Source organism: Winogradskyella luteola (assembly GCF_019203985.1).
Classification (GTDB): domain Bacteria; phylum Bacteroidota; class Bacteroidia; order Flavobacteriales; family Flavobacteriaceae; genus Winogradskyella; species Winogradskyella luteola.
Genome location: NZ_JAGSPD010000015.1, coordinates 1 through 21765 on the forward strand (window position 1 = coordinate 1; position 21765 = coordinate 21765).

Annotated in this window: 15 protein-coding genes and 5 tRNA genes; 2 read left to right on the forward strand and 18 right to left on the reverse strand. The window is 35.8% G+C overall.

What is annotated here, in order from left to right; translation table 11 throughout:
* Nucleotides 1-3734, reverse strand: a 3734-nt coding sequence (locus KCG49_RS14445) for an Ig-like domain-containing protein (RefSeq protein ID WP_218547510.1), incomplete at its 3' end; no start/stop codon positions are given.
* Between the two features lie 458 nt (nt 3735-4192).
* Here KCG49_RS14445 and KCG49_RS14450 point away from each other — a divergent pair.
* Together KCG49_RS14450 and KCG49_RS14455 are read left to right on the forward strand one after the other, a co-directional pair.
* Nucleotides 4193-5782, forward strand: coding sequence for a peptide chain release factor 3 (locus tag KCG49_RS14450; protein WP_218547512.1), 1590 nt, complete (start codon nt 4193-4195; stop codon nt 5780-5782).
* Between the two features lie 141 nt (nt 5783-5923).
* On the forward strand, nt 5924-6154 hold the full coding sequence (locus tag KCG49_RS14455) for a (4Fe-4S)-binding protein (RefSeq protein WP_218547514.1): 231 nt from the start codon (nt 5924-5926) through the stop codon (nt 6152-6154).
* Between the two features lie 74 nt (nt 6155-6228).
* Here KCG49_RS14455 and KCG49_RS14460 read toward each other — a convergent pair whose 3' ends face one another.
* From KCG49_RS14460 to KCG49_RS14540, 17 genes are all read right to left on the reverse strand, one after another.
* The gene (locus KCG49_RS14460; protein WP_218547516.1) at nt 6229-6546 is read right to left on the reverse strand and encodes a DUF3467 domain-containing protein; all 318 of its coding nucleotides are present in this window, start codon (nt 6544-6546) and stop codon (nt 6229-6231) included.
* A gap of 132 nt (nt 6547-6678) precedes the next feature.
* Complete coding sequence (rpoC, locus tag KCG49_RS14465; protein ID WP_218547518.1) at nt 6679-10980, reverse strand: DNA-directed RNA polymerase subunit beta'; 4302 nt, start codon at nt 10978-10980, stop codon at nt 6679-6681.
* A 74-nt stretch (nt 10981-11054) separates the two neighbouring features.
* Nucleotides 11055-14867: a DNA-directed RNA polymerase subunit beta gene (gene rpoB, locus KCG49_RS14470; RefSeq protein ID WP_218547520.1), complete on the reverse strand. Its 3813-nt coding sequence runs from the start codon at nt 14865-14867 to the stop codon at nt 11055-11057.
* 132 nt (nt 14868-14999) lie between these two features.
* The gene (gene rplL / locus KCG49_RS14475) at nt 15000-15377 is read right to left on the reverse strand and encodes a 50S ribosomal protein L7/L12 (RefSeq protein ID WP_218547522.1); all 378 of its coding nucleotides are present in this window, start codon (nt 15375-15377) and stop codon (nt 15000-15002) included.
* A gap of 70 nt (nt 15378-15447) precedes the next feature.
* Nucleotides 15448-15969: a 50S ribosomal protein L10 gene (gene rplJ / locus KCG49_RS14480; RefSeq protein WP_218547524.1), complete on the reverse strand. Its 522-nt coding sequence runs from the start codon at nt 15967-15969 to the stop codon at nt 15448-15450.
* 19 nt (nt 15970-15988) lie between these two features.
* Nucleotides 15989-16678, reverse strand: coding sequence for a 50S ribosomal protein L1 (gene rplA / locus KCG49_RS14485; RefSeq protein WP_218547526.1), 690 nt, complete (start codon nt 16676-16678; stop codon nt 15989-15991).
* A 10-nt stretch (nt 16679-16688) separates the two neighbouring features.
* Nucleotides 16689-17129: a 50S ribosomal protein L11 gene (rplK, locus tag KCG49_RS14490; protein ID WP_076617134.1), complete on the reverse strand. Its 441-nt coding sequence runs from the start codon at nt 17127-17129 to the stop codon at nt 16689-16691.
* A 71-nt stretch (nt 17130-17200) separates the two neighbouring features.
* A complete protein-coding gene (gene nusG, locus KCG49_RS14495; RefSeq protein ID WP_218547527.1) occupies nt 17201-17746 on the reverse strand; it encodes a transcription termination/antitermination protein NusG in 546 nt (181 codons plus the stop codon).
* A gap of 26 nt (nt 17747-17772) precedes the next feature.
* On the reverse strand, nt 17773-17964 hold the full coding sequence (gene secE / locus KCG49_RS14500; protein WP_218547529.1) for a preprotein translocase subunit SecE: 192 nt from the start codon (nt 17962-17964) through the stop codon (nt 17773-17775).
* A gap of 134 nt (nt 17965-18098) precedes the next feature.
* A tRNA-Trp gene (locus KCG49_RS14505) sits at nt 18099-18171 on the reverse strand.
* A 63-nt stretch (nt 18172-18234) separates the two neighbouring features.
* Nucleotides 18235-19422: an elongation factor Tu gene (gene tuf / locus KCG49_RS14510; RefSeq protein WP_218547531.1), complete on the reverse strand. Its 1188-nt coding sequence runs from the start codon at nt 19420-19422 to the stop codon at nt 18235-18237.
* A gap of 63 nt (nt 19423-19485) precedes the next feature.
* Nucleotides 19486-19557: transfer RNA gene (locus KCG49_RS14515), tRNA-Thr, on the reverse strand.
* A gap of 171 nt (nt 19558-19728) precedes the next feature.
* Nucleotides 19729-19801 (reverse strand) — tRNA-Gly (locus tag KCG49_RS14520).
* A 225-nt stretch (nt 19802-20026) separates the two neighbouring features.
* A tRNA-Tyr gene (locus KCG49_RS14525) sits at nt 20027-20109 on the reverse strand.
* A 178-nt stretch (nt 20110-20287) separates the two neighbouring features.
* Nucleotides 20288-20361 (reverse strand) — tRNA-Thr (locus tag KCG49_RS14530).
* Between the two features lie 114 nt (nt 20362-20475).
* Nucleotides 20476-20778 carry a ribosome hibernation-promoting factor, HPF/YfiA family gene (gene hpf / locus KCG49_RS14535; protein WP_218547533.1) on the reverse strand — a complete coding sequence of 101 codons (303 nt, stop codon included), beginning with the start codon at nt 20776-20778 and terminating at the stop codon, nt 20476-20478.
* Between the two features lie 62 nt (nt 20779-20840).
* The gene (locus tag KCG49_RS14540) at nt 20841-21731 is read right to left on the reverse strand and encodes a tyrosine-type recombinase/integrase (RefSeq protein ID WP_218547607.1); all 891 of its coding nucleotides are present in this window, start codon (nt 21729-21731) and stop codon (nt 20841-20843) included.
* Between the last annotated feature and the right edge of the window lie 34 nt (nt 21732-21765).

The following is a 21765-nucleotide window of genomic DNA, read 5'->3' on the forward strand; positions in this document are numbered from 1 at the left end:
TCATTGGTGATCGCTACCGTCTTTACCGCCTCGATGTTAGGACAATCAACACTATTTAATGTAATGGTGTTATTAGAAACGGCTAAACATGTTGGCGTTGACTGATACCTTACTGCCGGTGTATATGTCGCAGAAGGTAAGCTATTAAACACATTTGATGTTTGCCATGGCCCTGCCGTACCATTAACACTATATTCTATGGTTCCACCTCCATTATCTGTAGCATCTATTATAATAGAGCCTTGATTTGTTGGACATGTAGGTTGAACAGCACTTGTTGTAACTTCAATAGTTGGTGGTGGCGTTAAAAATGAAGAATCATATATTACAAATACTTTTCCATCTCCGCCATCACCTGGTGATGAATTTCTAAACCTTATTCTAAATCCATAAATATCACTACCCGATGGAACAAATGCCGTTAAGGGATAGATACTAGCTTCAATATTTTCACCAGGAAAATTTGCTGGATCTGCCTGTACACCTGTATCAATATAAGTTGATACAGATGTTGTTCTTTCTGTCCCTATTGGGTTACCAGCTGCATCTAATGCCTGTATTCTATATGAAATGTTACCATCTCTTTCAGTGGCTACCATATATCTATTAGCAGCAGATGTAATTGGTGCATCATATCTCACCAATACAAAATCGCCTGGTTCGATTCCTGGTGCAACAACACCTTCTGTGGTAAAATAATTAGTTAAATCTCTATCTGAATATACTGACAAAAGCTCTGGGTCAAATATTGCTGGACCGTCTGTAATGTCTGATCCAATAGTACCCATATCGTATATAAACTGATTAACAGCAGCTGAATTTGCAAATGAGTAACTGACTGTGGAAGGGATATAAAACTCTGTAAATGGATTAGGTTCACCAGCTACAGATATTGAATTTAATACTGCCCCTGCAGCACCACCTGTCCCTGTTATATTGAAACTTACATCTGCCAACATCAAAGGTGCAGTTGGATTTCCTGATGGAATTGCATCTGGACAAGCATCATCACTACACTCTGTAGGTGCAGTAAAAACAGCTGAGTCAGTGAGTGAACAAGTAGGCGCATCCGAAAATGCTGCAGTTAAAGAAACCGCATTACCACTAGCAGAAAAAACAACATCGTTGAATGTATATGGCGATGTTAAACCAACAACAGATACTGTTGCTGTACCATCACCTGTTAAATCTAAAGTTCCTGTTGTAGGTGTACCATCAAAAGTTATAGTAATATCAGCTGTAAATGTATCATCTGTAATATCTAATGGTGTACTATTGTTGTTACATGCCGTTATATCCGCAGCAGCAATTGCAGTGATATTAAATCCAGAATCTTCAAGTATGATGTCGTTAATAGAGACTGCCAAACAATCTGGTGCCGATTGGTATCTCACTGCTGTTGTATAAGTTCCCGGAGTTAAGTTATTAAAGACATTTGATGTTTGCCATGGCCCTGCAACACCATTTATACTGTATTCTATCGCTCCACCACCGTTGTCCGTGGCATCTATCGTTATTGAACCAAGGTTTGTTGGACAAGTAGGTTGAACAAAACTTGTGGTAGCTTCAATTGTGGGTGGAGCTGTTAAAAAAGCTGAATCATATAGGATAAAGACTTTTCCATCACCCGCCTCACCAGATGATGAGTTTCTAAACCTTATTCTGAATCCGTAAATATCATCCCCAGACGGTACAAATGCTGTTAAGGGATAGATACTAGCTTCAATATTTTCGCCAGGAAAATTAACTGGATCTGCCTGTACACCTGTATCTATATAGGTTGCTACTGATGTTGTTCTTTCTGTTCCTATTGGGTTACCTGCAGCATCTAATGCCTGAATTCTGTATGAAATATTACCATTTCTTTCAGTTGCCACCATATACCTATTCGCCGCAGCAGAAATTGGAGCATCATATCGTATTAATACGAAATCACCAGGTACGATTCCCGGTGCTATTCCATTATCCGCAGAAAAATAATTTGTCAATTCTTTATTTGAATAGGATTCCAATAACTCAGCATCAAATATGGCTGGATCATCGTTAATATTAGAGCCTATCACCCCCAGATTGGTAATGTATTGGTTAGTTTGTGCCGGAATTGCAAATTGGTATTCTATTGTGGATGGTACATATAATTCAGTAAAAGGGTTAGGCTCACCCGTTATGCTAATAGAATTTAATGCAGCTCCAGCAGTACCACCTGTTCCTGTAATATCGAAAGTGACATCTGCAGACATTAACGGTGCAGTAGGACTGCCTGTTGGTATAACATCTGGACAAGCATCATCACTACACTCAAAAGGTGCAGTTAAAACATTTGAATTGTTAAATGTACAAGCACCATCAGCTGAAAAAGTAGCTGTTAAGTCAATTGCTCCTCCATCAGCTGGTAAAACTACATCTACAAAAGTATAAGGAGATGTTAAACCAGAAACCGATACCGAAGCAGTACCATCACCTGTAAGATCTAGCGTACCTGCGATAGGTGCATTAGAAAATGTAACCGTGATATCTGCTGTAAAAGTATCATCTGTAAAAATTGTTGGTGTACCATTATCTGAACATGGATCAATATTAGATTCTGTAATATCAGATATATTACATGAAGGTAGTACTGTAATACCTAAAGTGGCAACATTAGAACTTGCACCGAGAACATCTTCTACTCTAAAATCTATATCTGCTACACCAACATAACCTGTTGCAGGTGTAAGTGTAACATTACCTGTATTATCAACTGAATAAGTTCCAATACCAGCAATTAGCAAATCATTACTTACAGTACCAATATTACTTGGGTTATTTGTATCTATTAGTACCACTGTTGCTGTATCAATATTGCCTTCTGGATCAGACGATCCAATAAGTACATTTATTGGAGTATTACCTGTAGAATCCTCTAAAACTGTATTTCCAAGATTATCTACAACAACTGGTGGGTTATTCAATACTGTTGATGCAGAGTTAACAAATGTAACCTCACCAAGAAAACTCACCGAATTTTGTCTAGTTCCACCACTAACGGATCTACCATTTCTGAATCTGATAGTACTTACATCGTTATAATTTACATTAACTATATATTCTGTTCTATTAACAGTAATCCCTGACGCAAAATCTGTCCCACTTTGAAATCTAGTAAAATTGCCATTTGTAGAAACCACTAGCGCAGATGGACAACCTAATGCATTAGTTATTGCACCAGAAGCCTGAGGACATCCTGGTGGAGATGCACCTAGCCCGCCTTCTAATGTATAACTATCTGGTACTTGAACTTCAAAAAATTCATTACCATCAACGTCGATAGCGGAAAGCGTATATGATTCTAAAAGAATTGGTACACCATCTGAAATTGCAGATGCCGTACCACTTTCGACAAATATCATTTCCCACTCTACATAACCGTTTGCAGCGGTAGTTAGAGTTGACGGCTCAAATCTATTATCATCACCTAATGCCGTATCAACACTCACTAAGTTAATATTATTCAATTCAACTATTGTCAAAAGTACGTCTGCATTTGCTGCAGTGCCATTAACGTTTATTACAGCATTAGTATATAAATACCTAGAACCTTGAGTATTAAGAGTTCCTGATAATAATGTTGGACCTTGAGTGCCTGCAAATGTTGGTGTATTTTGTGCAGAAAAATTATTTCCAATATAGCTAAAGGAAAAAAATACTAGAGCAAAAAATACTTTAGCATAAGAGAATCGGGTAGAGATTTTCATAGTATTATATAGTTGATGTATAATTCAATTTGGTATTTCTAACGACAAATACATTCATCGATAAAATGTCATAAAACAAATTTGAAGTAAGAATCCTAGTACTAAAAACTACTATAGCCTTTTCTTAAAGACAATGAGTTGATAAAAATGACCAAATGCTCATTATAGATACTTAACTATATAAATGAAAGGGAAGATTTGCTATTAATCTTTTTCATTATTGAAAGTAAACTATTGATTTGGGACATATTATACATAGTAAAATTTTGTACTACTATTTTTACTAATTCATAATTGCACGCAAATTACTCACAGGAATTTTATTTGAATTAAATAATCGATGAATTGACAAATTCTTCTATTAAGATTGAAATAAATAGATTAAGTGTCAATATTATCTATATTAATCAACTATAATCTTGTTGTTTATTTTAATTTTGCATTTCTCAAAAACAGCTATGAGTTTTAAAACAGAAATTAACAGACGACGTACATTTGGTATTATATCACACCCAGATGCAGGTAAAACAACACTTACCGAAAAATTGCTTCTTTTTGGCGGTGCCATACAAGAAGCTGGTGCCGTAAAAAGTAATAAAATAAAAAAAGGTGCTACAAGTGACTTTATGGAAATAGAGCGACAACGTGGTATTTCTGTTGCGACATCGGTTTTAGCATTTGAGTATAATGGCATAAAAATTAACATCTTAGATACACCTGGCCATAAAGATTTTGCTGAAGATACTTTTAGAACCTTAACCGCTGTTGACAGTGTTATTGTGGTTATTGACGTTGCTAAAGGTGTGGAGGAACAAACTGAAAAATTGGTTGAAGTTTGCAGAATGCGCAACATCCCTATGATTGTCTTTATCAACAAACTAGATCGAGAAGGTAAGGATGCATTTGATCTTTTAGATGAAGTTGAGCAAAAGTTGGGGCTAAAAGTAACTCCATTGAGCTTTCCCATAGGTATGGGATATGAGTTTAAAGGGATTTATAATATCTGGGAAAAGAATGTAAATTTATTTAGGGGTGACAGTAAACAACATGTTAATGATACAATTGAAATTTCAGATTTAAATTCTGAAGAATTAGATCATTTAGTTGGCGATAAAGCTGCACAAACCTTAAGAGAAGAAATAGAACTTGTTGAAGGTATTTATCCAGAGTTTAATAAAGACAATTATTTAAATGGTGATTTACAACCTGTTTTCTTTGGATCAGCTTTAAACAACTTTGGAGTTAGAGAATTATTGGATTGTTTTATTGAAATAGCACCTAAGCCAAGACCTAAGCAAAGCGAAGAGCGTTTGGTAAAACCCGAAGAAGAGAAGTTTACTGGCTTTGTTTTTAAAATTCATGCCAATATGGATCCCAATCATAGAAATAGATTGGCCTTTATTAAAATTGTATCTGGTGAATTTAAACGAAATACTCCTTACCTGCATGTAAGACATAATAAAAAATTAAAGTTTTCCAGCCCAAATGCATTCTTTGCAGAAAAGAAAGAAATTGTGGACATATCGTATCCAGGGGATATTGTGGGCTTGCAGGATACAGGAAATTTTAAAATAGGAGACACTCTTACCGAAGGAGAAATTATCAATTACAAAGGTGTACCTAGTTTTTCACCAGAACATTTTCGGTACATTAATAATGCGGATCCAATGAAAGCCAAACAGCTGTACAAAGGAATAGATCAATTAATGGACGAGGGTGTCGCGCAATTATTTACACTGGATTATAATGGAAGAAAAGTAATTGGTACTGTTGGTGCATTACAGTATGAAGTCATTCAATATCGATTAGAGCATGAATATGGTGCAAAATGCACTTATGAAAACCTAAATGTACATAAGGCATGTTGGGTAGAAACCGATAATGAGAAGAGCGATGAATACAAGGATTTTCTTAGGGTAAAACAACGTTATTTAGCTAGAGACAAACAAAATCAGTTGGTATTTTTAGCAGATTCCATGTTTTCACTGCAAATGACGCAACAAAAATACCCTAGCATTACCTTTCATATGACTTCTGAATTTAAATAAATCGTCAGTACTTTTCATAAAATAGTATAAAAAAATAATGCATTTTGTCGATATAATTTGTTTTTAATCGATGAAATGTTTACTTTTCATATTCAACATCTAATTTTAAAATAAGATTAACCCCAAACTAATCTACTTATTATGGATACAAATGCAAACGTTTTCAGTAATGAAGATATCACTGTTACTTACGAACCAAATTGCTGTATCAATGCAGGAATTTGCGCAAGACAACTCTCAGAAGTATTTAGAAATTCTGTAATCCCTTGGATTGATTTAGATGGAGCTCAAACGGATTCAATAATAAATCAGATTAAAAAATGTCCTTCAGGTGCATTAAAGTATCATTTAAATCAAAAAGATGTAGCCTAATTTACTGAATCTACATTGAACTGATTAAAATTAAAGCCTTTTGAAATTATACTAATTTCAAAAGGCTTTAATTTTTAGGCCTGACCGGTTGGTCCAAAATTTAATGGTATTGGCGGTTGCTCGTAATCCTTGATTTCACCATGGGCTTTCTCAAAACGTGTCACATTATCACCCAATGCTTTTAATAAACGTTTTGCGTGTTGCGGAGTTAATATGATCCGAGATTTAACTTTACTCTTTGGCGTACCAGGCATAATACTTACAAAGTCCACAACAAACTCAGAAACTGAATGATTGATGATTGCCAGGTTTGAATAGGTGCCTTCAGCCACTTTTTCGTCTAGCTCTATGTTTATTTGTCCTTTTTTAGGGGCTTTCTTTTCGTCTGCCATCTTAAACTTGTTTTAGTTTCCATAGAAATGGAAATTTGATTATTCTTTCTTTATGATTAAAAAAGCCTTCAAACTTTTATAGAATGAAGGCTTTTGTTGTATAGATTCCTGCCTTCGCAGGAATGACAAATTCTAATTAAAATTCATCTCTTCCTTAGCTTTCATCATTTCATCAAACTCTTCTTTAGAACCTACAATAATGCTATCGTATTCTCTAACACCAGTACCAGCTGGTATTCTGTGACCTACAATTACATTTTCTTTCAGTCCTTCAAGAGTATCTACCTTACCATTTACTGCAGCTTCGTTAAGAACTTTCGTTGTTTCCTGGAACGATGCAGCTGATATAAATGATTTGGTTTGTAATGATGCTCTAGTTATACCTTGTAAGATTGGTGTCGCAGTCGCAGGACTAGCATCTCTAGCTGTTACAAGATTTTTATCTTCTCTTCTAAGAATAGAGTTCTCGTCTCTAAGCTGTCTAACCGTTATAATTTGACCAGACTTTAAATTCTCAGAATCACCAGCATCTTCAACCACTTTCATTCCGAAAATCTTATCGTTTTCTTCAATGAAATCTGATTTGTGTACTAATTGATTTTCTAAGAAAATAGTATCACCAGAATCCATAATCTTAACTTTACGCATCATCTGTCTTACAACAACTTCAAAGTGCTTATCATTAATTTTCACACCTTGTAAACGATATACTTCTTGTACTTCGTTGACTAAATATTGTTGTACCGCAGATGGGCCTTTGATATTTAAAATATCGTTTGGTGTAATTGATCCATCAGATAATGGCATACCAGCTTTTACATAATCATTTTCCTGTACAAGAATCTGATTAGATAACTTCACTAGGTATTTCTTAATCTCACCAAGTTTAGATTCGATAATAATCTCACGGTTACCACGCTTAATCTTACCAAATGACACCACACCATCGATCTCACTAACAACAGCAGGGTTAGAAGGATTACGTGCTTCGAATAGTTCCGTAACACGAGGAAGACCACCAGTAATATCACCTGCTTTTGCAGACTTACGAGGAATCTTAACCAAGATCTTACCTATATCGATTTTCTCACCATCATCAATCATAATGTGCGCACCAACCGGTAAGTTGTAAGAACGAATTGTTTCTCCTTTGTTATCTTCAATCAATAAAGTAGGAATCAATTTCTTGTTTCTAGATTCTGAAATTACTTTCTCTTGGAAACCTGTTTGTTCATCAATCTCTACTTGATAAGTTACACCTTGTTCAATATTTTCATACTTTACTTTACCAGCAAATTCTGAAATAATTACACCATTATATGGATCCCACTGACAAATTGTATCTCCTTTCTTCACTTTTGATCCAGGCTTTACAAAAATATGAGAACCGTAAGGGATATTGTTTGTACTTAAAACAATTCCTGTTTTGGCATCCACTAATTTTAATTCTGAAGTTCTAGAAATTACTACATCAACCTCTTTTCCTTCACCATCTTTAGTTTTTACTGTTTTAAGGTCTTCAATCTCAGCAACACCATCAAACTTAACAGTTAGTTTATTTTCCTCAGAAATGTTACTTGCAATACCACCAACGTGGAATGTACGTAATGTTAACTGTGTACCTGGCTCACCAATAGACTGAGCAGCAACTACACCTACAGCTTCACCTCGTTGCACCATTTTACCAGTTGCAAGGTTACGTCCGTAACATTTTACACAGATACCTTTTTTGGCTTCACAAGTTAATGGTGAACGTACTTCAATACTTTCTAGAGCAGAATCACCAATCTTCTTAGCTATGACATCATCTATGTGACCACCAGCTTCAACGATTAATTCTTCTGTATGCGGGTCGTAAACATCGTTAAGTGATGTTCTACCTACAATTCTAGCCTCAAGTTTTTCTACAATTTCTTCATTTTTCTTAAGTGCAGAAACCTCAATTCCTCTTAGTGTACCACAATCTTCTTGGTACACAATGACATCTTGAGATACATCCACTAGACGACGTGTTAAGTAACCAGCATCTGCCGTTTTAAGAGCTGTATCTGCAAGTCCTTTACGTGCACCGTGTGTAGAAATAAAGTATTCTAAAATTGAAAGTCCCTCTTTAAAGTTAGAAAGAATTGGGTTTTCAATAATTTCACCACCGGCAGCTGTAGATTTTTTAGGTTTTGCCATTAATCCACGCATACCTGTTAGCTGGCGAATCTGTTCTTTAGATCCACGAGCACCAGAATCTAACATCATAAATACTGAGTTAAATCCTTGCTGGTCTTCTCTAATACGCTTCATTGACAATTCGGTCAATTCAGCATTGGTAGATGTCCAAATATCAATGACTTTATTATAACGTTCGTTATTCGTAATAAGCCCCATGTTATAGTTACCAATAGCAACATCCACCTCTTTATTGGCAGCCTGAATCATCGTTTGCTTTTCTTCAGGAATAATAATATCACCTAAACTAAATGATAATCCACCTTGGAATGCAAACTTATATCCTAATGTTTTAATCTCATCTAAGAACTCGGCTGTTTCTGGTACAGACGTTACTTTAAGTATATTACCAATAATATCTCTTAACGATTTTTTGGTTAATACTTCATTGACATAACCTGCGACTTCTGGTACTTTTTCGTTGAAAAGTACACGACCAACAGTTGTTTCAATAATTTGGGTTGTTAACTCACCTTCTTCATTGAAATCTTTAGTTCTAACTTTTATGCCAGCATTAAGATCTACTTGCTTCTCGTTGTAAGCAATAGTTACTTCTTCTGGAGAATAGAAAGTTAAACCCTCACCTTTTACAGTATAATCCTTATCTGTTTTTCTGTGCTTGGTCATGTAATAAAGACCAAGAACCATATCCTGAGAAGGTACTGTTACTGGTGAACCGTTTGCTGGATTCAGAATATTATGCGATGCCAACATTAAAAGTTGTGCTTCTAAAATTGCTTCTGGTCCCAATGGTAAATGCACAGCCATTTGATCACCATCGAAATCGGCATTAAAAGCCGTACATACTAATGGGTGCAATTGAATCGCTTTACCTTCAATTAGCTTAGGTTGGAATGCCTGAATACCAAGTCTGTGCAATGTAGGAGCACGATTTAAAAGTACTGGATGTCCTTTTAAAACATTTTCTAAAATATCCCAAACTACAGGTTCTTTTCTATCTATAATCTTCTTTGCAGATTTTACAGTTTTTACAATACCTCTTTCAATTAGTTTTCTAATGATGAAAGGCTTGTAAAGCTCTGCTGCCATATTTTTTGGCAATCCGCATTCGAATAATTTTAATTCTGGTCCAACAACAATTACAGAACGTGCAGAATAATCAACACGCTTACCCAATAAGTTTTGACGGAAACGTCCTTGCTTACCTTTAAGTGAATCTGATAACGATTTTAATGGTCTGTTAGAATCTGTTTTTACAGCTGATGACTTACGTGTGTTATCGAATAACGAATCTACTGATTCTTGTAACATACGTTTCTCATTACGTAAAATCACTTCTGGTGCTTTTATCTCAACCAATCTTTTAAGACGGTTGTTACGGATAATAACACGACGGTATAGATCATTTAAATCTGATGTTGCAAAACGACCACCATCTAAAGGTACTAAAGGTCTTAATTCTGGTGGAATTACAGGAACAGCCTTCATGATCATCCACTCTGGTCTGTTCTCTCTATTTTCGTTAGATTCTCTAAATGCTTCAACAACTTGAAGACGCTTTAAAGCTTCTGTTTTACGTTGTTTAGATGTTTCGTTGTTTGCTTTATGTCTTAAATCGTAAGATAATTGATCTAAATCAATTCTTGATAATAACTCAATTAAACACTCAGCACCCATCTTAGCGATAAACTTATTTGGATCTGAATCTTCTAAATATTGGTTTTCCTGTGGAAGTGCTTCAAGAATGGTTAAATACTCTTCCTCTGTTAAGAAGTCCATTTTTTGAACTGGTTCACCTTCAGCATTTACAGCAGTACCTGGTTGAATAACCACGTAGCGCTCGTAATAGATAATCATATCTAATTTCTTAGATGGTAATCCTAGAAGATAACCTATTTTGTTTGGTAACGAACGGAAGTACCAAATGTGAGCTACAGGCACCACTAAATTGATGTGACCAACACGATCTCTACGTACCTTCTTTTCTGTTACTTCTACACCACAACGGTCACAAACAATACCCTTGTAACGTATTCTTTTATACTTACCACAAGCACATTCAAAATCCTTTACAGGACCAAAAATACGCTCACAGAACAAACCATCACGTTCTGGTTTGTGTGTTCGATAATTAATAGTTTCTGGCTTTAATACTTCACCACGAGATGCTGCCAAAACAGATTCAGGAGATGCTAAACCAATAGAAATTTTGTTAAACTTCTGTATTGTATTCTTATCTTGTCTTCTTGCCATGTTCTTTATAGTCTTCAGTCTTCAGCCTTCAGTACACAGTACTTACTGTATACTGACGACTGCCTACTATTTTTTTATTCTTCTAATCTAATATCTAATCCTAAACCTTTCAATTCGTGCATAAGTACGTTGAACGATTCTGGTAGTCCTGGTTCTGGCATTGGCTCACCCTTAACTATTGCCTCGTAAGTTTTTGCTCTACCAATAACATCATCTGATTTTACAGTTAAGATCTCACGTAATGTGCTCGATGCTCCATAAGCTTCGAGTGCCCATACTTCCATCTCACCAAAACGCTGACCACCAAATTGTGCTTTACCACCTAATGGCTGTTGCGTAATTAATGAGTAAGGTCCGATAGAACGTGCGTGCATTTTATCGTCAATCATGTGACCAAGCTTAATCATATAAATAACACCAACGGTTGCTGGTTGGTCAAAACGATCACCTGTTCCACCATCATATAAATAGGTATGGCCAAATCTTGGGATGCCAGCTTCGTCTGTGTAAGAATTGATTTGGTCTAATGTAGCACCATCAAAAATTGGCGTTGCATACGTTCTACCTAAATCTTTTCCTGCCCATCCCAAAACGGTTTCATAAATCTGACCGATATTCATACGAGATGGTACACCTAATGGATTCAATACGATATCAACTGGAGTTCCATCTTCTAAGAACGGCATATCTTCCTGACGAACGATACGTGCCACAATACCTTTGTTACCGTGACGACCTGCCATTTTATCACCAACTTTAAGTTTACGTTTCTTAGCGATATAAACCTTAGCTAGTTTTATAATACCTGCTGGTAATTCATCACCAACCGAAATGGTAAACTTCTCACGTCTTAACGATCCTTGAAGATCATTTTCTTTAATCTTGTAGTTGTGGATTAAATCTGCAACAAGTTCGTTAGTTTTATCGTCAGTTGTCCACTTACCAGATGTTAAATGCGTATAGTCATCTACAGCATTCAACATTTTTAAAGTGTACTTCTTTCCTTTTGGTATAATTTCTTCACCAAGATCATTATAGATACCTTGAGCAGTTTTTCCGCTTACAATAGCAAATAATTTTTCAACTAATACAGCTTGTAAATCGTCAAAACGGTTATCGTAAGCATCTTCTAATCGCTCTATATCTTCTTTATCTTGTGCTCTCTTTCGTTTATCCTTTACTGCTCTTGCAAATAATTTCTTATCGATAACAACACCATTTAATGATGGAGACGCTTTTAAAGATGCATCTTTTACATCACCTGCTTTATCACCAAAGATTGCACGAAGTAATTTTTCTTCTGGAGTTGGATCAGATTCACCTTTAGGAGTAATCTTACCGATTAAGATATCGCCTGGTTTAATTTCTGCACCAATGCGAATCATACCATGCTCATCTAAATCTTTAGTCGCTTCTTCAGAAACATTAGGAATATCATTGGTTAACTCCTCGTTACCCAACTTCGTATCTCTAACTTCTAATGAATACTCATCAATATGAATCGATGTAAAAATATCATCACGAACCACTTTTTCTGAAATTACAATTGCATCCTCAAAGTTATACCCCTTCCAAGGCATAAAGGCTACTTTCATATTTCTACCAAGTGCTAACTCACCATTTTGTGTAGCATAACCCTCGCAAAGTACTTGACCTTTGGCAACTTTATCCCCTTTCTCAACGATAGGTTTTAAGTTGATAGATGTTCCTTGGTTTGTTTTTCTAAACTTCACTAAAGGATATTCTTTAGTGTCGCTGTCGAAACTCACCATGGCTTCTTCTTCTGTACGCTCGTATTTAATAACAATTTTATCTGCATCTACATACTCAACAACACCATCACCTTCAGCATTAATCAATACTCTAGAGTCTGATGCTACTTGGCGCTCTAAACCAGTACCAACGATTGGTGCCTCTGGACGTAACAAAGGAACAGCTTGACGCATCATGTTAGATCCCATCAATGCACGGTTGGCATCATCGTGCTCCAAGAAAGGAATCAACGATGCCGAAATCGATGCAATTTGATTTGGCGCTACATCTGTATAATTTACATTTGTTGGTTCAATCACTGGGAAATCACCTTCTTGACGTGCAATTACTTTTTCGTGCTGAATTTTTCCTTTACCATCAACTTCTACAGTAGCTTGCGCTATCATTTGCTCTTCTTCTTCCTCAGCACTTAAATATGTAGGAGCATTTTTAATATCTACAACACCTCCTTCTACCTTTCTGTATGGTGTTTCGATGAATCCCATAGAATTCACTTTAGCAAATACGGATAAAGATGAAATTAAACCAATGTTTGGTCCTTCTGGTGTTTCAATAGGACATAAACGTCCATAGTGTGTATAGTGAACATCACGAACCTCGAAACCTGCTCTTTCTCTAGATAAACCTCCAGGCCCTAAAGCTGATAAACGACGTTTGTGGGTTATCTCTGCCAATGGATTGGTTTGGTCCATGAATTGAGATAACTGATTTGTTCCAAAGAATGAATTAATTACTGAAGATAAGGTCTTCGCATTAATCAAATCAATTGGAGTAAATACTTCATTGTCACGTACATTCATACGCTCGCGAATTGTACGCGCCATACGTGCCAAACCAACACCAAACTGAGTCGATAACTGCTCACCTACTGTACGTACACGACGGTTAGATAAGTGATCGATATCATCAATCTCTGCTTTAGAGTTAATTAACTCAATTAGGTATTTAATGATTGTTATAATATCCTCTTTGGTAAGCACTTGCTTGTCCATTCCGATATCTAACTGTAATTTCTTGTTCATTCTGTAACGACCTACCTCACCTAAAGAGTAACGTTGGTCAGAGAAGAATAATTTGTCAATGATACCACGTGCTGTTTCCTCATCTGGCGGCTCAGCATTACGTAATTGACGATAGATATGCTCAACAGCTTCTTTTTCAGAGTTTGTTGGATCTTTCTGTAATGTGTTATGAATAATTGCGTAATCTCCTTGTTGCGCACTTTCTTTGTGTAAAAGAATAGTTTTTACTTCCGCTTCAAGAATTTCTTCAATATTTTCTTTATCTACGATTGTATCACGATCTAATACAATTTCATTACGCTCAATAGATACAACCTCACCTGTATCTTCATCAACGAAATCCTCGTGCCATGTATTAAGTACACGTGCAGCTAACTTACGACCAATGACTTTCTTTAATCCAGATTTAGAAACTTTTACCTCTTCTGCAAGATCAAAAATTTCTAAAATATCCTTATCACGCTCAAATCCGATAGCACGGAAAAGTGTTGTAACTGGTAATTTTTTCTTTCTATCGATATAAGCGTACATAACGCTGTTGATATCTGTAGCAAATTCTATCCAAGAGCCTTTAAAAGGAATAACTCTTGCAGAATATAATTTAGTTCCATTAGCGTGGAAGGACTGACTAAAGAATACACCAGGTGATCTATGCAATTGAGATACAACTACACGCTCAGCACCATTGATACAAAATGTACCGCTAGGCGTCATATAAGGTATTGTACCTAAGTATACATCTTGAACAATTGTTTCAAAATCTTCATGCTCAGGATCTGTACAATATAATTTTAATCTTGCTTTTAAAGGCACACTGTATGTTAACCCTCTTTCAATACATTCTTCTATAGAGTATCTAGGTGGATCAATGAAGTAATCTAAAAATTCTAATACGAATTGATTACGCGTATCTGTAATTGGGAAGTTCTCCATGAAGGTATTGTACAACCCTTCTGCTCCTCTTTCTTCTGACTTTGTTTCTAATTGGAAAAAATCCTGAAAGGATTTTATTTGAATATCCAAAAAGTCTGGGTAATCTGTTCTATTTACAATAGAAGAGAAATTAATTCTTTCAGCCTTTTTTGCTAACATTGATGAACGAGATATTAATTAAATAAAAACTAAAATATGTATATAACGTTTATATACACAAAAGGGTTTAGGTCCTATTTCGAAAAAATTTTCGAAACAGACCTAAACCAAATGTTGTAGGTTAAGCCGAGCTTACTTAAGCTCAACTTCAGCTCCAGCTTCTTCTAAAGAAGATTTTAAGCCTTCAGCCTCATCTTTAGAAACACCTTCTTTAATTGTACTTGGTGCTTCATCTACTAAACCTTTAGCATCTTTTAAACCTAAACCAGTTAATTCCTTAACTAATTTAACAACTGCAAGCTTAGAAGCACCAGCTGCTTTAAGGATTACGTCAAATTCAGTTTGCTCTTCTGCAGCGTCACCGCCAGCAGCACCAGCACCAGCAGCAACAGCAACAGCTGCAGCAGCAGGCTCAATACCGTACTCCTCTTTTAATATGTTTGCTAATTCGTTAACGTCTTTTACTGTTAAGTTAACTAATTGTTCTGCGAATTCTTTTAAATCTGCCATTTTTCTATTGTTTTAATGTGTGTGTGTGTGTGTTTTATTATAATTTTCTAATTGTGTGTGCTAATAATTATTATCCTTCTCTTTCGGACAATGTTTTTACAATACCAGCTATTGTTCCTCCACCAGACTTAAGTGCCGAAATAACATTCTTGGCAGGAGACTGTAATATTGTAATAATCTCGCCAAGAAGTTCTTCTTTAGACTTAATTTCTACTAGAGTATCTAATAATTCATCGCCAACATAAATTGCCTCTTCAATGAAAGCACCTTTTAGTAAGGGTTTTTCAGATTTTTTACGAAACTCTTTAATTACTTTGGCTGGAGCATTACCAGTTTCAGAATACATTACTGATGTGTTTCCCTTTAAAGTCGTTGGTAATTCACCGAAATCTTTATCCGATGCTTCCATAGCCTTCTCTAAAAGTGTATTCTTAACTACTGCTAACTTAATGTTAGACTTAAAGCATGCTCGTCTTAAATTTGAAGTTGTTGCTGCATCTAATCCAGAAATATCTGTTAAATAGATATTTGTATTATCTGCCAACTGAGCAGTCAACTCTTCAATTACTACGGATTTTTCTTCTCTTGTCATAATATTCTAAGTTTAACTACTATACTATTTTTGTATCAATTGCAATACTTGGACTCATTGTACTGGACATGTAAATACTCTTTACATAAGTACCTTTGGCCGAAGTTGGTTTTAACTTCATTAAAGTGGTCAACAATTCGTTTGCATTACCTACCAATTTTTCAGTACTAAAAGATGCCTTACCAATTGGAGCATGAACGATACCTGTTTTATCTACTTTAAAGTCTATTTTACCAGCTTTTACTTCAGATACAGCTTTCGCTATATCCATAGTCACTGTACCAGTTTTAGGGTTTGGCATGAGACCTCTTGGCCCTAACACTCTACCTAATGGTCCTAACTTACCCATAACGCTTGGCATAGTGACAATAACGTCAACATCTGTCCAACCATCTTTAATTTTTTGTAAGTATTCGTCTAACCCTACATAATCAGCACCAGCTTCTTTAGCTTCTGCTTCTTTATCTGGAGTTACCAATGCAAGAACCTTCATATCTTTACCAGTACCATGTGGTAAAGAAACCACACCACGAACCATTTGATTGGCCTTACGTGGATCTACACCTAATCTAACTGCTAAATCTACTGAAGCGTCAAACTTTGTGTATGTAATTTCTTTTAGTAAAGCTGAAGCTTCTTCTACTGAGTAAAGCTTGTTTGTATCAACCTTTGCCCTTGCTTCTTTTTGCTTTTTTGTTAATCTTGCCATATCGTAAAATTTAGTTTGGAGCTTCACCTCCTTTAACAGTGATACCCATCGATCTTGCTGTACCAGCTACCATTTTCATAGCTGATCCGATTTCGAATGCATTTAAATCCTGCATTTTGTCTTCAGCAATCGCTTTAACTTGATCCCAAGTTACTTTTGCCACTTTACGTCGGTTTGGTTCTCCTGATCCTTTCTTTACCTTGGCCGCTTCTAATAATTGTACTGCTGCTGGTGGAGTCTTAATTACAAATTCAAATGATTTGTCTTTGTAAACAGAGATTACCACAGGTAAAACTTTACCTGGTTTATCTTGAGTTCTAGCATTAAATTGCTTACAGAACTCCATGATATTAACTCCAGCGGCACCTAAAGCGGGTCCTACCGGTGGCGATGGATTCGCAGCACCTCCCCGAACTTGTAACTTAACTACTTTGTCTAGTTCTTTTGCCATTTTTTAAATTTTAGTGCGCGTTATCTATGTTGGAAGCCTAGATAATGACGCTATCTTTATTGTAACAATTATTATAACTTTTCTACTTGCATATAACTTAATTCTAATGGTGTTTTTCTTCCGAAAATCTTAACCATCACTTCAAGTTTACGCTTTTCTTCATTTATTTTTTCGATAGTACCATCAAACCCATTGAAAGGTCCATCGATAACTTTTACAGTTTCTCCTTTTGTAAATGGGATAGCCACATTTGCATCAGCTTCTATCGCTAATTCATCAACCTTACCTAACATTCTGTTTACCTCAGACTGTCTTAATGGTACAGGATCACCGCCTTTAGTCTCTCCTAGAAAACCGATTACGTTAGTAATTGATTTAATAATATGAGGAATCTCACCACTTAAATTGGCTTGAATCATAATATAACCAGGAAAATAAACTTTCTCTTTGTTTATTTTCTTTCCGTTACGTATTTGAATTACTTTTTCAGTAGGCACTAAGACCTGATCTACAAAATCATCTAAACCCAGTCTAGAAATCTCATTCTCAATGTAAGTCTTGATTTTATTTTCTTGACCACTTACTGCTCTAACAACATACCATTTTTTATCAGACATCTTCTTCGTTTGTAAATTGTTAGTTACTAAATTATATCAAAATAAGCTTTTACTGCTTTGCTAAAAACTGTATCCACTCCCCAAATAGCAAGCGAAAAAATTATTGAGAACACAGCTACAAGAACTGTTAGTCTTTGAGCTTCTGGCCAAGGTGTCCAAGACACGTGGTTCTTTAACTCTTCGAACGATTCTTTTATATATGTTATTAATCCTGCCATTTGATTTATTTTTTTAAGGTTAAAAATCAACCTAATTTATTTATGCACACTTCGACTTTGCTCAGTGTAAACTTATTGAGAGACTTCCTTCGACTACGCTTAGGACAAACTTCTCACCTCGTTTTACCTTTTTGCACGGGTTGAGAGACTCGAACTCCCGACACCTGGTTTTGGAGACCAGTGCTCTACCAACTGAGCTAAACCCGTAAACAACAATCAAGGCATCCCGATTTTTTCGGGACACCTTAATTAATTATTTAACTATTTTGTTTAGTCTAAAATTTCAGTTACCTGACCAGCACCAACTGTTCTACCACCTTCACGGATAGCGAAACGTAAACCTACGTTCATTGCAATTGGTTGGATTAACTCAACAGTGATTGTTAAGTTATCACCAGGCATTACCATTTCAACTCCATCAGGAAGCGCAATGTTTCCTGTTACGTCAGTTGTACGTACGTAGAACTGTGGACGGTAGTTGTTATGGAATGGTGTGTGACGACCACCTTCTTCTTTCTTAAGGATATAAACCTCAGCTTTAAATTTAGCGTGTGGTGTTACAGAACCTGGCTTAGTAATTACCATACCTCTAGAGATTTGAGTTTTCTCAATACCTCTTAATAAGATACCAGCATTATCACCAGCTTCTCCTCTATCTAAAATTTGACGGAACATCTCAATACCTGTAATAGTAGATGTTAATTTCTCAGCACCCATACCGATAATCTCAACCGGATCACCTGTGTTAGCAACACCAGTTTCGATACGACCTGTAGCAACAGTTCCACGACCAGTGATTGAGAATACATCTTCGATAGGCATTAAGAAAGGCTTGTCCATATCACGTACTGGCTCTTCAATCCACTCATCAACATTCTTCATTAATTCCATTACTGTGTCAACCCACTTTTGCTCACCGTTAAGTGCACCTAAAGCAGAACCAGCAATTACAGGACCATTATCACCATCATACTCGTAGAATGATAATAAATCCCTGATTTCCATTTCAACTAATTCTAATAACTCTTCATCATCAACCATATCCACTTTGTTCATGAATACAACGATACGTGGAATACCTACCTGACGACCAAGTAAGATGTGCTCACGTGTTTGTGGCATAGGACCATCTGTTGCAGCAACAACTAAGATAGCACCATCCATTTGAGCAGCACCAGTAACCATGTTCTTTACGTAATCCGCGTGACCTGGACAGTCAACGTGAGCGTAATGACGATTTGCTGTTGCATATTCTACGTGTGAAGTATTAATTGTAATACCTCTTTCTTTTTCTTCTGGTGCATTATCGATTTGATCGAAATCTTTTGCTTCAGATAAACCTGCATCAGCTAATACTTTAGTAATAGCAGCAGTTAAAGTTGTTTTACCGTGATCTACGTGTCCAATAGTACCTATATTAAGGTGTGGCTTTGAACGATCGAAAGTTGCCTTTGCCATGTTTAATTTATTTAATCTTAATTTATATTAGTGTTCAATTTAAATTCTATTCCTTTTAAAAAGAGCCAACGACGGGATTTGAACCCGTGGCCTCTTCCTTACCAAGGAAACGCTCTACCCCTGAGCTACGCCGGCGCAAAGTGTTTACATCCTCATTACAATTATGAGATTCCTGCCTTCGCAGGAATTTTAGAGCGGGAGACCAGTTTTACTTCGACTACACTCAGCATAAACTTCTCACCTGCTCACTCATTCTTTTAAACAATACTCAAAAACGAATAATGTATAATTTAGAATGAACTTTAGAGCGGGAGACCAGGTTCGAACTGGCGACATTCAGCTTGGAAGGCTGACGCTCTACCAACTGAGCTACTCCCGCTTTTATAATTAAGTATTCTTAATTAATAGTTATCAATATTTCAATTTTTGGATTACTTTGCTTATCTGATAAATCCCTAAACAAATTATTGAACTCAACTTCTATTTGTATTTAGGATTACCTCGCTATAGCTCGGTGATCCGTGAAGGGAGACCCTTCACTAAGAATTTTGAAACGCAGCCTTACAAAAGCAAGCTTTTGACGACTACTTATTCAAAATCTTTGTGGGGAGAGCAGGATTCGAACCTGCGAAGTTAAAAAACAACAGAGTTACAGTCTGTCCTCGTTGGCCGCTTGAGTATCTCCCCAAAACTAATTGTGAATTCAAAATTTTGAATTTCAGAATTAGTAGATTTTTCAATATTTCAGAGCCGATGGAGGGACTCCATTCGACTACGCTCAGGATAAACTTCTCGTCCCTATATTAATTCCGATTGCCATTACAACTATCCCAATTAACACCTGAGTTAATTTTCAATACATTAGAGCCGATGGAGGGACTCGAACCCACGACCTGCTGATTACAAATCAGCTGCTCTAGCCAGCTGAGCTACATCGGCTTTTTCTTACTTTTTCAAGGCTAATATTAGACCACAAAAAAGTCCGCTATTTCTAACGGACTGCAAATGTAGTGTTTTATTTTTTTATTCAAAACATTTTTGAAAAAATTTTAATTAAGTTCTAGCTCTTAGTTTTTCTTTTCGCTTTTTCAACTGTCTTTCTAACGAAGCTACTGCTATATCAGTTCCTTCTTCAAAAGTTTTACATTGTTTTTTTACCACAAAGCTATCTCCTGGCACTCTGACCTTAGCTTCAAAAACCTTGTTTTCTTTATCGCTTGTATTTTCAACCTTCAAATAGACATCGGACTGAATTATTTTATCGTAAAACATATCTAATTTATTCATTCGCTTTTGAATAAAATCGATTAACTTTCTGTCTGCTGTGAAATTTACGGACTGGGTGTTTACTTTCATACATTTCGTTTTAAGTTCAACTTAATATTGAAATAATTTCAATATCGCTTTTAGCAGTATGGTCAACTTTGATTCCTCGGATGTGACTTAGCATGTACTTTTTTTAATTCTGCTATACTATTGTGTGTGTATATTTGTGTAGCTGCTAAACTGGTATGTCCAAGAAGTTCTTTTACTGCATTTAAATCTGCTCCTTCATTTAATAAGTGTGTTGCAAATGAGTGCCTCAATACATGCGGGCTGCATTTTGCTTTTGAAGATGCTTCACTAAAATACTTATTTATTATTCTGTAAACAAGCATTTCGTAAATTTTAAACCCTTTTTTTGTTAAAAATAAGGCTTCAATATCTTCAATATTCGGTAAATGGGTTCTGTAATCTAAATATTGTTTGATTGAAACAACTAAAGAATCTATAAGAGGGATATACCGCTCTTTATTACGCTTACCCAAAACCTTTATCTGCTTTTTACTAAAATCTATATCCGATATTTTTATATTTACTAACTCAATACGTCTTATACCTGTTGCATAAAAAAGCTCAACGATAAGATGATTTCGTGAACTTTCGAAATCTTTAACTTCTATTGAATGTTCTAGTACGTGTTTTAATTCATCTTCAGAAAATGGTAACTGCACTTTTTTACTAACCTTTAACGCTTTGTGCTTCTTTAAAGGATTTGTTTCGATAGAATGTGTTTTTTGTAAAAACTTGTAGTATGTGCTTAACGAAGAAACTTTCCTGTTGATTGTTCTGTTAGAAATTCCGCTATTGACCAATTCCACAATCCACTGTCTTATTTCTGAATAGCCTACCTTACCAATAGGTTCTGAATCGTGGTGCTCTTTCAAAAACTCTTGAAACATCTCTAAGTCCATTTTATAAGCTAAAACCGTATGCTTGGAATAGTTTTTCTCTAGCAATAGATAATCTAAAAATGCTTTTAAGGCCATAACTTTTTCTTGACTCATTAAATATAAGTATTAA

Coding starts and splice junctions, on each gene's coding strand:
- KCG49_RS14450 (WP_218547512.1), top strand. CDS start 4,193: ATGAGTTTTAAAACAGAAATTAACAGACGACGTACATTTGGTATTATA.
- KCG49_RS14455 (WP_218547514.1), top strand. CDS start 5,924: ATGGATACAAATGCAAACGTTTTCAGTAATGAAGATATCACTGTTACT.
- KCG49_RS14460 (WP_218547516.1), bottom strand. CDS start 6,546: ATGGCAGACGAAAAGAAAGCCCCTAAAAAAGGACAAATAAACATAGAG.
- rpoC (WP_218547518.1), bottom strand. CDS start 10,980: ATGGCAAGAAGACAAGATAAGAATACAATACAGAAGTTTAACAAAATT.
- rpoB (WP_218547520.1), bottom strand. CDS start 14,867: ATGTTAGCAAAAAAGGCTGAAAGAATTAATTTCTCTTCTATTGTAAAT.
- rplL (WP_218547522.1), bottom strand. CDS start 15,377: ATGGCAGATTTAAAAGAATTCGCAGAACAATTAGTTAACTTAACAGTA.
- rplJ (WP_218547524.1), bottom strand. CDS start 15,969: ATGACAAGAGAAGAAAAATCCGTAGTAATTGAAGAGTTGACTGCTCAG.
- rplA (WP_218547526.1), bottom strand. CDS start 16,678: ATGGCAAGATTAACAAAAAAGCAAAAAGAAGCAAGGGCAAAGGTTGAT.
- rplK (WP_076617134.1), bottom strand. CDS start 17,129: ATGGCAAAAGAACTAGACAAAGTAGTTAAGTTACAAGTTCGGGGAGGT.
- nusG (WP_218547527.1), bottom strand. CDS start 17,746: ATGTCTGATAAAAAATGGTATGTTGTTAGAGCAGTAAGTGGTCAAGAA.
- secE (WP_218547529.1), bottom strand. CDS start 17,964: ATGGCAGGATTAATAACATATATAAAAGAATCGTTCGAAGAGTTAAAG.
- tuf (WP_218547531.1), bottom strand. CDS start 19,422: ATGGCAAAGGCAACTTTCGATCGTTCAAAGCCACACCTTAATATAGGT.
- hpf (WP_218547533.1), bottom strand. CDS start 20,778: ATGAAAGTAAACACCCAGTCCGTAAATTTCACAGCAGACAGAAAGTTA.
- KCG49_RS14540 (WP_218547607.1), bottom strand. CDS start 21,731: ATGGCCTTAAAAGCATTTTTAGATTATCTATTGCTAGAGAAAAACTAT.